Annotated in this window: 12 protein-coding genes; 3 read left to right on the plus strand and 9 right to left on the minus strand. The window is 57.9% G+C overall.

Annotated elements, in window-relative coordinates; translation table 11 throughout:
• Positions 1–23: 23 nt before the first annotated feature.
• The 3 genes from I2H19_RS08360 to I2H19_RS08370 form a co-directional block, all read right to left on the minus strand.
• Positions 24–788 (minus strand): amino acid ABC transporter ATP-binding protein, encoded by a 765-nt coding sequence (locus tag I2H19_RS08360; protein WP_229089863.1) that lies wholly within the window; start codon positions 786–788, stop codon positions 24–26.
• Entirely contained in the window at positions 781–1,434 is a 654-nt protein-coding gene (locus I2H19_RS08365) for an amino acid ABC transporter permease (RefSeq protein WP_099432382.1), read from the minus strand. The genes I2H19_RS08360 and I2H19_RS08365 overlap by 8 nt, the downstream gene beginning before the upstream one ends.
• Before the next feature lie 138 nt (positions 1,435–1,572).
• Positions 1,573–2,430 carry a transporter substrate-binding domain-containing protein gene (locus I2H19_RS08370; protein ID WP_195622349.1) on the minus strand — a complete coding sequence of 286 codons (858 nt, stop codon included), beginning with the start codon at positions 2,428–2,430 and terminating at the stop codon, positions 1,573–1,575.
• 572 nt (positions 2,431–3,002) lie between these two features.
• Between I2H19_RS08370 and rlmD the strand changes: the two genes are divergently transcribed.
• A complete protein-coding gene (gene rlmD / locus I2H19_RS08375) occupies positions 3,003–4,217 on the plus strand; it encodes a 23S rRNA (uracil(1939)-C(5))-methyltransferase RlmD (RefSeq protein WP_324252742.1) in 1,215 nt (404 codons plus the stop codon).
• A gap of 79 nt (positions 4,218–4,296) precedes the next feature.
• On the opposite strand, the gene I2H19_RS08380 is transcribed toward rlmD, so the two are convergent.
• The 5 genes from I2H19_RS08380 to tilS form a co-directional block, all read right to left on the minus strand.
• Entirely contained in the window at positions 4,297–5,118 is an 822-nt protein-coding gene (locus I2H19_RS08380) for a phosphatase (RefSeq protein WP_195622351.1), read from the minus strand.
• A 159-nt stretch (positions 5,119–5,277) separates the two neighbouring features.
• Complete coding sequence (locus I2H19_RS08385; protein ID WP_195622352.1) at positions 5,278–6,468, minus strand: pyridoxal phosphate-dependent aminotransferase; 1,191 nt, start codon at positions 6,466–6,468, stop codon at positions 5,278–5,280.
• Positions 6,469–6,657: 189 nt separating this feature from the next.
• Positions 6,658–8,730, minus strand: coding sequence for an ATP-dependent zinc metalloprotease FtsH (gene ftsH, locus I2H19_RS08390; RefSeq protein ID WP_229089864.1), 2,073 nt, complete (start codon positions 8,728–8,730; stop codon positions 6,658–6,660).
• 61 nt (positions 8,731–8,791) lie between these two features.
• Positions 8,792–9,340, minus strand: a complete 549-nt coding sequence (gene hpt / locus I2H19_RS08395) for a hypoxanthine phosphoribosyltransferase (protein ID WP_195622354.1) — start codon at positions 9,338–9,340, stop codon at positions 8,792–8,794.
• 147 nt (positions 9,341–9,487) lie between these two features.
• Positions 9,488–11,026: a tRNA lysidine(34) synthetase TilS gene (tilS, locus tag I2H19_RS08400; protein ID WP_195622355.1), complete on the minus strand. Its 1,539-nt coding sequence runs from the start codon at positions 11,024–11,026 to the stop codon at positions 9,488–9,490.
• 48 nt (positions 11,027–11,074) lie between these two features.
• Between tilS and I2H19_RS08405 the strand changes: the two genes are divergently transcribed.
• Positions 11,075–11,884, plus strand: coding sequence for an MBL fold metallo-hydrolase (locus tag I2H19_RS08405; protein WP_195622356.1), 810 nt, complete (start codon positions 11,075–11,077; stop codon positions 11,882–11,884).
• 82 nt (positions 11,885–11,966) lie between these two features.
• Here I2H19_RS08405 and I2H19_RS08410 read toward each other — a convergent pair whose 3' ends face one another.
• Positions 11,967–12,398, minus strand: coding sequence for an Hsp20/alpha crystallin family protein (locus I2H19_RS08410; RefSeq protein WP_055310182.1), 432 nt, complete (start codon positions 12,396–12,398; stop codon positions 11,967–11,969).
• A 276-nt stretch (positions 12,399–12,674) separates the two neighbouring features.
• Between I2H19_RS08410 and I2H19_RS08415 the strand changes: the two genes are divergently transcribed.
• Entirely contained in the window at positions 12,675–13,142 is a 468-nt protein-coding gene (locus I2H19_RS08415) for a hypothetical protein (protein ID WP_195622357.1), read from the plus strand.
• The last annotated feature ends 187 nt before the right edge of the window (positions 13,143–13,329 follow it).

Below are 13,329 nucleotides of genomic sequence, written 5' to 3' on the forward strand. Positions count from 1 at the left end.
AGCAGTTGAGTAAATAGCTGAGCCTATCCCTCGATACGGCTCAAGAACTCGCGTGTACGCTGTTCGCGCGGATGATCGATAACCTGCTCGGCCGGACCCTCCTCGACAATGCGCCCGCCGTCCATAAAGACCACGCGGTCGGCAACGTCGCGGGCAAACTGCATCGCGTGGGTCACGATCACCATCGTCATATTCTGCGCGGCCAGATCCTTGATGACGCGCAGAACCTCGGCCGTCAGCTCTGGATCAAGCGCCGAGGTCGGCTCATCAAAGAACAATATTTCCGGGTCGAGCGCCAGGGCGCGGGCAATACTCACGCGCTGCTGCTGACCGCCCGAAAGCTCACACGGCACCTTGTTCTCGTTGCCCGTCAGCCCCATTTGCGCAATCAGCTCGTGGGCGCGGGCCTCCGCCTGCTCGCGCGGGCGCTTAAGCACGCGAATCGGCGCATCGGTGATGTTTTTCATCACGGTATAGTGCGGGAACAGATTGTAGTTCTGAAACACCAGACCAAACCGCGAGCGCGCCTGTTTAGGAACATCGTCCTTTACGTACACCGCGCCCGAACCCGCATCCGTCGCGACGGCAAGGTCACCAAACGAGAGCGAACCACCGTCGAGCGTCTCGAGCAGCGTGGCACAGCGCAGCAGCGTGGACTTACCGCCGCCCGAAGGCCCGATAATCGCCACAACCTCGCCACGCTTGACCTCGAGCGAGATATCCTTGAGCACCTCATTGCCGCCAAACGCCTTGCGTGCGCTTTCGATTTTCATCACTGAGTTAGTCATGGTAATAGTCCAGCTTCTTTTCGGCAGCGCCCAGCAGCATCTCGACTACAAAGTTAAAGACCCAGTAAATCAGCGCCGCGATTGCAAACGGCACCATGCTCACCTGCGAGGCGACCAGCGCCTTGGCCGTCGAGAACATCTCGCCCACGCCGATGGCGAACGCCAGCGACGTGTCCTTGACCAGTGTGATGATCTCGTTGCCCATCGCCGGCAAAATGCGCTTGGCGACCTGTGGCATCACAATGTACAAAAACGTCTGCAGACGAGAGTAGCCCAGCACCTCGGCAGCCTCATATTGACCGCGCGGAATCGACTGCAGGCCCGATCGATAGATCTCGGCAAAGTAGCCGGCGTAGTTGATGATGAACGCCACGACGCACGCCGTCCACTTGGAATCGGGCGTGAGCGAAATGCCAAACACGTAGTACGGGGCAAAGTAGATGGCAAACATTTGCAGCATGAGCGGCGTACCGCGCATGACCGAAATGTAGATGCGCGCAATCCAGCGAAGCGGCGCGATTTTGCTCATGCGCATAAACGCCACGGGGATTCCCAGCGGAATCGACCCCAGCAGTGTCAGCACAAACAACTGCAAACTGACCAAGAATCCCTGGCCAAGCATCTGCATCATGACTTGGATAGACAACCTACCCTCTCTTTCACAGCAACAGAACAGCGGGCGTTAATTGAAATAGGCACAGTGCCCAAGATTGCGAGCGACAAGCCCGACGAAGCGTACTTTGGTACGCGAGGAGGGTTGGAGCCGCAAGGTTGGGTGCTGTGGCTATTTCAAAACCCAATTATCGAAAGATAGACCATAGCTTGAATACTTGTCGCACAGGTCCTTAACCGTGCCGTCCTCGTAGAGCGCCTTGAGCGACTCAGTCACGGCATCGGCGGACTTGGTGTCGCCCTTCTTAAAGCCGACGGCGTAGTGCTCGCTGGACAGCGGCTTGTCGAGCTGCGTATAGGCATCGGGCTTAGCAGCAAGCTGATACTGGGCGATCGAGAGGTCACAGGCAACGGCATCGACTGCACCACTCTCGAGCTGCATAAACGCCGTGTTGTACTCACCGATGGTATCGAGCGTGGCAAACGTCGCGGCCAGATCCTTCTGGTCGCCCTCGAGCACATCCTGTGCGGCGGAATCAGTCTGCGTAATCACGGTCTTGCCGGCAAGATCGTCCCAGCTCTTGATACCCGCGTCCTTCTTGACCACGAGCACCTGCTCGTTGAGCATATAAGGCTCGGAGAACGTGTAGTCGTCCTCGCGGCCCTCCATGGTAAAGCCGTTCCAGATGCAGTTGATGGCACCCGAGTTGAGCAGCGTGTCCTTGGCGTCCCAGTCGATGGCCTCATACTCAACATCCCAGCCCTGCTTGTCGGCAACGGCCTTGGCAAGGTCGAGGTCAAAGCCGGTGTACTCGCCATCGTCGCCTACAAAGCCGTACGGAGGATAGGACTTGTCAAAGCCCACCACGAGCTTCTTGGACTCCGCAGCACCCTTCATGTCCTTGGCTGCGGCAGAACCGGCAGCAGTGCCCTTATCGGCACCGCCACAGCCAACCAGGCCAAGGCCTAGAACCGTAGCGAGTGAGCCGGCTAGACCAACAAACTGACGACGAGACATATCGGCATTCATGGTATCCCCCTTGGTAGCACTTTAGTTAGGTAAAGTGAATCATGTAACGTTCAGAATCATACACTTTAGTGAGATGGAGTACAAGGGAGGGTTTGCCCGCTGGGCTCCGGGGCGGGGGTTAAGTTTCCTGCTCTACAGTCCTGCTCACGACGGAGGCCACATTAAGTGGCCTCCTGTTCGTGCGGAACTCGCGATAAACTTAACCCCCGCCCCGGAGCCCAGCGGGCAATCATCGTTGTACCTATCACTGATACCAATAAACCGCTTGCATATCGTCTGTTGGCTTGGCACGGTACAATGCTTGTGGCTTTAAATTTATAAATTAGTGGGGTTAATTCATGGCAGAATCTCGTGCGGAGCGTAGGGCTCGTCGTGCTTTGGTGGAGGCGGCTGAGGGGTCGAAGGAGGAGAAATCTTCTACGAAATCCAAGTCTTCCAAAACTGCAAAAAGCAAATCGACCAAGAGCAGAGCTAAGGCCAAGCGTCCCGGCTCTCGTCGGGGTGAGGACAAGTCACCTCAGACTCGCACCAAGCGCCCGCATAAAGATCCGGTTTCGTCTGCACGTAAGGCTGTGGACCCCAAGTCTCCCTGTTCGATCATGAAATCTTGCGGTGGGTGCACGGCGCTCAATCGTCCTTATAAAAAGCAGTTGGCAGCCAAGCAAGCTGCTATGGAGGAGCTTTTTGCTTCGCTTTGTGAGCGTGAGGGTATCGCCGTTGATCCTATTCGCGGTATGGGCGTCACCCTGGGCGACCCGGGTAAATATCCTGCGCCGCGTGGCTTTCGCCATAAGGCTGCCACTCCCTTTGCTCCCGGTAAGGAGGGCGCTGTCCGTTGCGGTTTCTTTGAGCGCGGCACGCACAAGATCGTTGCCGTACCCGAGTGTCCTGTCGAGGCGCCGGGTGCCCGTCAGATTCTCAACGGCATCGCACGCGAAGCTGAGCGTCTGCATATTCCCGCCTTTAATGAGGACAAGCATCTTGGTTTGCTTCGCTATGCCGTCGTCCGCTGCGGTTGGCGTACCGACCAGGTCATGGTTACGCTCGTGACCGCCCAGCGTGACTTACCGCATGCGCAGGAGTTCTTTGAGGCCGTCGCGGCGCTCGATCCGCATATCGTCACCGTTGCCCAAAATATCAATGGCCGTCCCGGTAACGCCATCTTGGGTGAGGAGACTCGTATCGTCTATGGCGCCGAGTGCATGCGCGACCAGCTGCTCGGTTGCGAATTCGATATCTCCCCTACCGCGTTCTATCAGACCAATCCGCAGCAGACCGAGCTACTCTATCAGCTCGCGATTGACGGCATGGACCTGCAGCAGGGTGACATTCTTATGGACGCTTACTGCGGCAGCGGCACCATCGGTCTGTGCGCCGCGAAGGATGCCCAGGACAGAGGTGTCGGCATTATGCTGCTCGGCGTGGAGCGCAACCCGGCGGGCATTGCCGACGCACGTCGCAATGCCGAGCTCAACGGCCTCACCCGCAGCGCTTGGTTTATGGCCGACGACGCCACCGACTACATCCTAGATGCTGCCGATAACAACGAGCGCGTCGACGTCCTCTCCATCGACCCGCCGCGCGCCGGCTCAACGCCCGAGTTTCTTGAGGCCGCCTGCGCACTTAAGCCGCGCCGCATCACCTATATCAGCTGCAATCCCGCCACCCAAGAGCGCGACCTGCACCAGCTCCTCGACGGTGGCTATCGCCTGCTCAAGATCACGCCGGTCGACATGTTCCCTCATACCGACCACACCGAGACCGTCGCGGTCCTCGAGCGCCGCTAATCCACCCCGGTAGATTTTTGGGACAGGAAAGGGGGCGGCCCGTCTGGACCGCCCCCTTTCGTTGGACATATGAGTCTCGTTACATCCCCTTGCGCAGGTCGCATACGCCGGCTGCCGCCATCTCGCGCAGCAGCGTCTCGCGGTCGCGCGTCACGATCAGGTCCAGCGGGAAGTGAATCTCGTCGAGCAACTTGCGGGCGTGCTCGAGCTTGCCAATGGCCATACCAATGTGGGCATCGGTCGACACACCAATTCCCACGCCCAGCTCGGCGCAGCGCTCGGCGATCTTGCGGCATACGGCCCAATGCTCAGTGTCGGCACCATGCTCAAGACTATGGTTGTTAATCTCGATAATCTTGTGCTTGGCCTTGGCCGCCAGTAGCACCTCATCGATATCGAACGGCACGCCCGAACGACCCGTATGCCCAAGCATGAACACCTTGGGATGCTCCAGGGCATTGATGTACATCTGAGTCGTTTGAGCCAGCGTCGCGCCCTCGGCAAACTGCGGATTATGCACGCTTGCCACCAAATAATCCAAATTACGCGTCACCAAATCGAACAGCGAATGCTGGTGACTGTACGAATCGCCGGCAATATCGAGCGACACGGGAATGTCCTCGCCAAACAAGCTTCCGTCCAGCGAAACGATATCGACCTCGGTGCCGCGAAGCACCAGCACGCCGCTCCAAATGCGCGGCCAGATATCCTGGTTAATAAAGAACTGGAAACTGCGCAGGTCGTTGGGGCAAGCCGTAACCATAGAGCTCAGATGGTCGGCGGATCCGAGCACCTGCAGGCCACGTTCCGCCGCCCAGTACACATTCTCCTCAATGGTTGAGTACGCATGTGCGGAGAACAGCGTATGAGTATGAATATCACAAGAAAGAAGGTAGGGCATCGGGTCTCCTTATCCGGTATGGCCGTCGCGTATATTCATTGTACGCATAGCTTTCGGCAGTCGTAAAACTGCTTCATCCCAATCACACAACGGCATAGACAACGGGGTCTGGCTTAAAACCAAACCCCGTTTCACGTAAAACATTGTAAGCAGAGCGCTTTACTTTTGACGATACTCGTCGGCCAGCTGCTTCCAGGCGGGCAGTGAGTTAACGATAGTCTCGTAGCTCACACAGTAGCCCAAGCGGAACCAGCCCGGCATGCCAAAACTATCCGAGGGCACCGCGAGCAGCTCATACTTCTTCGCGCGCTCGCAGAAAGCGTTCGCATCGGGCTCCAGCGCCTTCACCCACAGGTAGAATGCACCATCCGGCTCAACATACGTGTAGCCGTACTCCGCTAGTGCATCGGTAAGCGCGGTGCGGTTGCGCGCATAGGCCTCAACGTCACTCGGCTCATCGATGCAGTCGATAATTACGCGCTGGAAGAGCGCCGGCGCGCACACGAAGCCCAGCGTACGGGCGGCACCGGCAACGGCGGGCATTAGACGAGCTGCCTGAGGGTTCGTATTGGGAACCAAGATCCAACCCACGCGCTCACCAGGCAGCGACAGCGACTTGGAATACGAGTAGCACACGATGCTGTGCTCGTAGATCGAGGGCACCCAAGGCACCTCGGCACCATAGACAATCTCGCGGTACGGCTCATCCGAGATGAGCATAATCGGATTCTCGGAATCGCGCTGAGCGTTGGCCTCGCGCAGAACATTGGCCAGTCGCGTCAGCGTGTCGCATGTATATACGGCACCGGTCGGATTGTTGGGCGAGTCGATAATGACGGCAGCCGTCTTATCGGTGATCGCCTTGAGCACGTTGTCCACGCTCAGCTGGAACGTATCTTCATCGGCGAGCGCCTCAACACACGTGCAGCCGGCCTTCTCAATCCAAACGCGATACTCCGGAAAGTACGGGGCGATAACAATAACCTCGTCGCCCGGGTTCGTAACGGCGTTGAGCGTACAGGTGAGCGAAGCCGCGGCACCCACCGTCATAAAGACGTCCTTACCCTCATAGTTCGTTCCAAAGCGGCGGTTGAGCGATTCGGCGACGGCTGCTCGACATTGCGGCAGGCCCGGAGCGGGGGTGTAGCCGTGCAACTGATCACTCGGCAGCTCCAGGGCCTTCTTAATCGACTCAGCCACGGCAGCCGGCGCCGGAACGCTCGGATTGCCCAGCGAAAAATCGAATACGTTTTCCGCACCGATCTGCGCCTTGCGCTCAAGGCCATAGCTAAAAATCTCACGGATGATGGAGCTTTCCGCACCGCGAGCATACATAGTTTCGTTGATCATCTGTTCCCCTTTCGCATAGGCGCTATTGTACGCTTTAGCCGAGCAAAGTGCCGCAGCAATGTTGATTGGGGACAGACTTAAATGCGTGAAAACGCTCATTTAAGTCTGTCCCCAATCAACAGACGGCCCCATATCGCTCAAAAGAAAAAGCCTCCGCAGGTTTCCCCGCGGAGGCTTTCGCTACAAAGACTATTTGTCGGCGTCGGCACCGGCATCGACGGCATGGTCATCGTCAGCATCATCGGATGCGGCTTCGGCATCCTCCTGCATGGCCGCCTGCGCAAAGGCCGCGGCATCAGCCGCCAGCTCCTCCTCGCTCATACGAGGCGCGCGCTTCTTGGTCGGCATGCCGGCCGCCTTGGCATTGCGCTCCTCCTTGGCCGCCAGGATATCGTCCTCGCGCTCAAGGTAGGCCTCCCACTCGTTGTCGAGCAGGGCGTTCACGGCGTCGCCTTCGACGGTCTCGCGCTCAAGCAGCACCTTCGCCATCAGATCGAGCTGATCGCGACGGGCGTCCAGGATCTCGACCGCACGACGATGGGCCTCACGCATAATGCGCTGAACCTCGATATCGATGCGGCGCGCCGTCTCCTCGGAGTAATCCTGGTGATCGGCGTAATCGCGACCAAGGAACACCTGATGTTGCGCCTCGCCAAACACTTGCGTGCCCAGCTCCTCGCTCATGCCCAAGCGCATGACCATCTCGCGCGCCATCTTGGTTGCGCGCTCCAGATCGTTGCTCGCGCCCGACGTAATGTCATCGCACATGAGCTCCTCGGCAACGCGACCGCCCAAGAACACGGCGAGCTCGTCGAGCATCTCGTTCTTGGTCTTGAGGAAGTGGTCCTCCTGCGGAAGCTGCAGCGTGTAGCCCAGAGCCTGACCGCGGCTGACGATCGAGATCTTGTGGACCGGATCGGAGTGCTCCAGGATGTGGCCCACCAGGGCGTGACCGCTCTCGTGGTAGGCAATCGTGGTGCGCTCGGCCTCGGTCATCACGCGACCCCTGCGCTGCGGTCCGGCAATCACGCGCTCCATCGATTCCTCGACCTCGTCCATCGAGATCACGGAACGATGACGGCGGGCGGCCAGCAGCGCAGACTCGTTGAGCAGGTTCGCCAAATCGGCACCAGTAAAGCCAACGGTCATCTGGGCGAGCTTCTCAAACTTAACGTCCTCGTCCATCGGCTTGTTCTCGGCATGCACGCGCAAGATCTGCTCGCGGCCCTTCACATCCGGACGGTCGACCGTAACCTGACGGTCAAAACGGCCGGGACGCAGCAATGCCGGATCCAGGATGTCAGGACGGTTGGTCGCAGCGATCAGGATGACCGACTCGCTTTCCTCAAAGCCGTCCATCTCGACCAGCAGCTGGTTGAGCGTCTGCTCGCGCTCGTCGTGACCGCCGCCCAAGCCAGCTCCGCGCTGACGTCCCACGGCATCGATCTCATCGATGAAGATGATCGACGGGGCCTGGGACTTGGCCTCCTTAAAGAGGTCACGCACACGGCTGGCGCCGACACCTACGAACATCTCGACAAAGTCGGAACCCGAGATGCTAAAGAACGGCACGCCCGCCTCGCCGGCAACGGCCTTGGCCAGCAGCGTTTTACCGGTGCCCGGAGGGCCAACCAGCAACACGCCACGTGGGATCTTGGCGCCCAGCTTGCGATAGCGATCCGGATCGCTCAAAAAGTCACGGATCTCCTCGAGCTCCTCGACTGCCTCGTCCACTCCGGCAACGTCTTCAAACTTGACCTTGGGGCGTGTGGCCTCGTTGGTCTTGGCGTTGGTCTTGCCAAACTGCATGTTCCTGTTGTTGGCGCCCATCATCTGGCGCATAAAGTAGAACATGATGGCGATAAGGGCGATCGTCGGAAGCACACTCATCGCCAAGTCGCCCCAAAAATCGGGATCGTTGGTGTTGACGATGTACTTGGTATCGGGGTGCTCCGCCATGAGCTCGGCAAGCGAATCGGAGCCGACATAGGTCGAAGAGAAGCTCTTGAGCTCGCTCGTATCGCCCTTGTCCTTTTTTGTCTTCCAGTAATGACCCGTCACGCTTCCGTCTTGAACCGTATAGGTCAGATCTTCGACGCGATCCTGCTTGATGGCGCTGACCATCTCGCTCGTCGCGAGCTTAACGGTATTGCTGGAGCTGGTAAAGCCGGAACCCATATTAAAGAAGGCATAGCCCAGAAGCGCGCAAGCCAAAAGAAAATACAGCCAGCCCGTACGCGTGGGCTTCTTGCCTCCGGGCATCCCCGGGATCTTTGGGTCCCGGGGAGTCTGGGAATTGTTGTCGTTACGGTCGTCGGGCATCTTACGAATAAACCTCCGGTTTCAGAATGCCCAGATACGGAAGGTTGCGATAGCGCTCGGCATAGTCGAGGCCGTAGCCCACCACAAAGGCATCGGGGCAATGGGTTCCAACATACTTGGGCGTGATGGCCGAGACGCGGTCCTCAACGTCCTTCCACAGGAAGGCGGCGACCTCCAGAGAAGCGGGCTTGCGGCTCTCGAGGTTCTTCATCAGATACTTGAGCGTCAGGCCCGAGTCCAGAATGTCCTCGACGATCAGCACGTCGCGACCGCGGATGTCGATATCCAGGTCCTTAATGATACGCACGATACCCGAGGACTTCACACCGTCGCCATAGCTCGAAACAGCCATGAAATCGATGTTGGTCGGCAGCTCGATCTTACGCATCAGGTCGCCCATAAAGACCACGGCGCCGCGCAGGACCGCAATCAGCACCAGATCCTTACCCGCGTAGTCGCGCGTAATCTCCTCGCCCAGGCGAGAGACGATACCGTCGATATCCTCCTGCGTGAACAGAACCTTCTCGATATCCGGATGTTGAGAAGTCATGACAACCCTTTCTTGTGCTTATCGCCCACACACCGCCGTATGGACGCGAACTACACATTCTAGCAGCGCACGGGGTAAATTTACCAGCCCGTGCGCCATCAGCGCGGGAATACCGTCAACGTCGCACAGAATAGCAGGCGTGGGACGCTATTCCGCATCGACCACGCGGAGCAGATATGCCACGCGCGTTGCGGCCGTGCACTTAAAACGCTCGTCCGCGCGAACTCCGGCGACCCACACCACGGCACCCCCCGGCGCCGTCCTCACCATGGGCACGCCGGCGCGCTCGGAAACGGGAATGCGAGCCTCACCTAGCAAATCGGATACTTTCTTGCTTCGGCCACTCATCCCTAACGGGCACATCACGTCTCCCGGCGCGGGACCGTCCACCCACAGGCGCGCCAATCGCGCCTCGGCAGGGATCTCGCCACGCGAGCCCGACAGGATCCGCTCACTATCGCTGTCGGCAAAACCCAGGGCAGCCGCGTCTACCAAAGCTGTCACTTCCCCGGTAGCCGCAAGCTCACGGGCGCGGCGCACGATATCGCATCCCGGCTCAACAGCCATCGGTTCTGTGACCAGCATACGTCCCCCGCCCAACGGCAAACGACCGGGTACGGTAACCCAGTCCGCGACCAGGCCCTCGCGAGCCGCCGGCGCCTTAAACGCCAGCATGCCAAACTCAATGCGTGCGTCAATCCCCGCCGGAAGCGTGACCGAGCCGGTGCCCTCGGCAACGCAGGAAAGGACTCGCTCCACATGTCGCATCTCGGGACGAGCGTCCGGATCGATGCGCTTAATCGCCAGTCGCACGATGCGCCGCGCGATTACCACCTCGGCCGCAGCCAGGCGCCTGGCATCGAGCACCAGCGCACCCGCTGCCTCTTTGCGCAAACAGCTTCGAAACGCCTGTGCCGAAAGCTGAGACAAAAACGCGTCCTCATCGCCTAAGATCTCGCAGGCGGCGCCAATCGTCTTGCAGATGCTCGCGTTGCGCTGCGCCACCACTGGCATTACTCGATGGCGCACGTAGTTTCGCAGATACGAGATATCCTCATTGCTCTCGTCTTCACGCCACGGCTGACCATGTACCTGTAGATAGCCCACGAGCTCGCCATGAGTTAGGTCGAGCAAGGGACGTACCACGATATTCCTCCGGCGAGGAATGCTCGATAGGCCAGCGGGCCCCGAACCCTTAATCGCGTTCATCAAAAACGTTTCCGCGCGATCCGAAGACGTGTGCGCGGTGCAGATACGAGCCGCCGTTCGCGGTGCCCCCGTCTGGGCGCAGAGCTCGCGAACATACCTCCGCGCCGCGGCATAGCGCACTTCGCGGGCCGCGGCCTCAATATTGCCCGACTCCCCATCAAAATAAGCGTGCTCCACGCACAGCGGTAAACCATATTTCGCGCAGAGCTCACGCACAAAGGCCTCGTCGCCATCGGACGCCTTGCCGCGCAGATGATGGTTTACATGCAGCACATGCAGGCGCTCGCGAGCAATGGGGGCAACACCGCGCCCGTCTTGGATATCCAGCTTTGATGTGCACGCCATAAGAAGCAGTGCCGTCGAGTCCGCGCCGCCTGATACCATGAGCACAACAGGAGCAGCCTGCTGCCTCGTTCGGGTCTCATCGACTGCCCCGGGCACGGCATGGTGTCCGTAATGCTGAGATACCGTAGGCATTTGCTTCCTCCTCTATTCGTCCGCACCCATTGTATCCTTTGGAATCTTATGTCTCGTCTGCACCTTCATATCCTTGGCAGCGGCTCAAAAGGCAACTGCGCGCTCATCGAAGGCCCCCGGGGGCTCATCATGATTGACGACGGTCTTTCTCGCCGCGAGACATTAAAGCGCATGGCAGAACTGGGACTCTCGGCAGACAACGTCTCGGCTCTTCTCATTACTCATGAGCATAGCGATCACATCAAGGGTCTCGATGTCTGGTGCAAGCACTGGCACGGTCCCCTCTTTGCCAGCAGGGGCACACTTTCGAGCAAAGAAAATCTTTCGCATCTGCCTGTCGAGGAATTCGACCCCGGTGAAACCCTATCCATTGCCGGCATCCACGTGCAAACCTACTCAACATCACACGATGTCATAAATCCAATCGGCTTTCGATTCGACACCCTCGATGATTCCATCGGCTTTGCTACCGACACCGGAGAGCTATCGAGCCAAGCCATGAACACCCTCAAAGATTGTCGAGTCCTCGCGCTCGAAAGCAACCACGATGTGACCATGCTGCGCGAGGGAGAATATCCCCGCTTTCTTCAAGAGCGCATCCTGTCTGCAAGGGGACACCTCTCCAACGGCCAAGCCGCCGAAGCCGCGCGCGAACTTGTTACCGATCGCACCGAACAGCTCATTGCCATGCATATCAGCCAAGACAACAATCGTCCGAGCCTTACCGTCAAAAGCTATGCCAAAGCTCTAGCCGCAACCCTGGATGACGAGCTCGGCAGCTCCGCCACCCTTCTCCAAGGATCGCGAAAACTCTCGATACGCCCCGCAAGCCAGTATCGGCCAGCAACCATTCAATAGACTGTCCTAAACAGCAAAAGGGGCCGGGAATCGCTTCCCAGCCCCTTTTGTTGTCTTTTAATAGCGAAGAACACCAACGAAGTTATTCGATGGAGATCTTCGTAACGTTCTTCTTCTCGACGATCTTGGGAACCGTAACGGTCAGGATGCCGTCAGCGTACTTAGCCGAGAGGCCCTCGCTCGAAGCGTCCTTAAGATACACGCCACGCGTCGCGCTGTACGAGCTGAACTCCTTCTGCAGGAAGTTCTTGCCCTCGTTCTCCTCGTCTTCCTCGACATTCACGCTAATGGACAGACGGCCCTCGTTAAGCTCGACATCGATATCGTCCTTGGCGACGCCGGTCAGATAAGCCTTGACCTCATAGCCATCGCCCTTATCCTCAACGTCAACGGGGAACGCCTTAGAGGCAATCGAGCTGTTCGCTAGGTCGCTCATATCATCAAACAGATCGAACAGCGAGCTTGCAGAGGGACGAACGCCAAAAACCGAACGATAAGGAACCATGCTTGCCATGTTTACCACTCCTTTTAGGACTGCCGAGCCATCTTCTAGGTGACTGGGACTTCTTTTGACGCTCTTATATATGCCCACACAGTGCTTATATATACATCGACTATAAAGTTTTTTGAGTCTAGTACTATAAGCATATCTAAGTGTGTATGACTCAGGTTTAAATAGGGTTAAGGTTCTTTGAACCAGAGCTTAAATAACAAGTATGTTCGCAGCTACAAATAACAGGGGGCTTACAATGAGCGCGTACACGTTGTTGGTAACGAGCTAAAGGGCATCATGGACGACCAAAACCAGAACAATATGTTTATGCCGACGCAGGGCGAAGATACTTCTACGCAGCCGCCACGGTTCCATCGCCCCCACATCTCGCAAGAGCCCATTAATGATCCGGAGCCCGAATATGTGACGAGAAATCGATATCAAACGCTCGAGGATGCCCAAACGGGACGTAAACATATGGGCGTCGCCTCGGGAGACCCTGTATATCTGAAAGACGCACCATTATCTAAAAACAGCACAGCTAGTGAGGAGCCACTGAAAGCATCCGCCGCTCATCAACAAAGAGGTCCACGACCCAAGCAAACCTTGACGCATTCGGCTCGCTATCTCGAAACGCCAAAACAGGGAAAATCAATCTTCGTTTCATCAAGTAAACGACGCAAGCAGCATCGACTGACAATCCTGCTTTTGATCATTGTGGCCATAGCAGTTGCCCTTGTTATTCGATTTATCTTCTTTAAATAAGGGCTCAATACCAAAAACGATAAGATCGTCTCGTGTAATTGAGTCATTTACGCCCCGTAAACGCAAAAAAGGGGGGGGCCGCGAGGCCTCCCCCTTCTCCATGTCATCCGACGGCTCGGTGCCGTCCACCGGTCAGCGGCGCCCTGGCCTCCCACGGGCTGACCCCGCAGTACTCTCGGCGCGATGG

This window comes from Collinsella aerofaciens, assembly GCF_015560135.1.
Lineage (GTDB): Bacteria > Actinomycetota > Coriobacteriia > Coriobacteriales > Coriobacteriaceae > Collinsella > Collinsella aerofaciens_AN.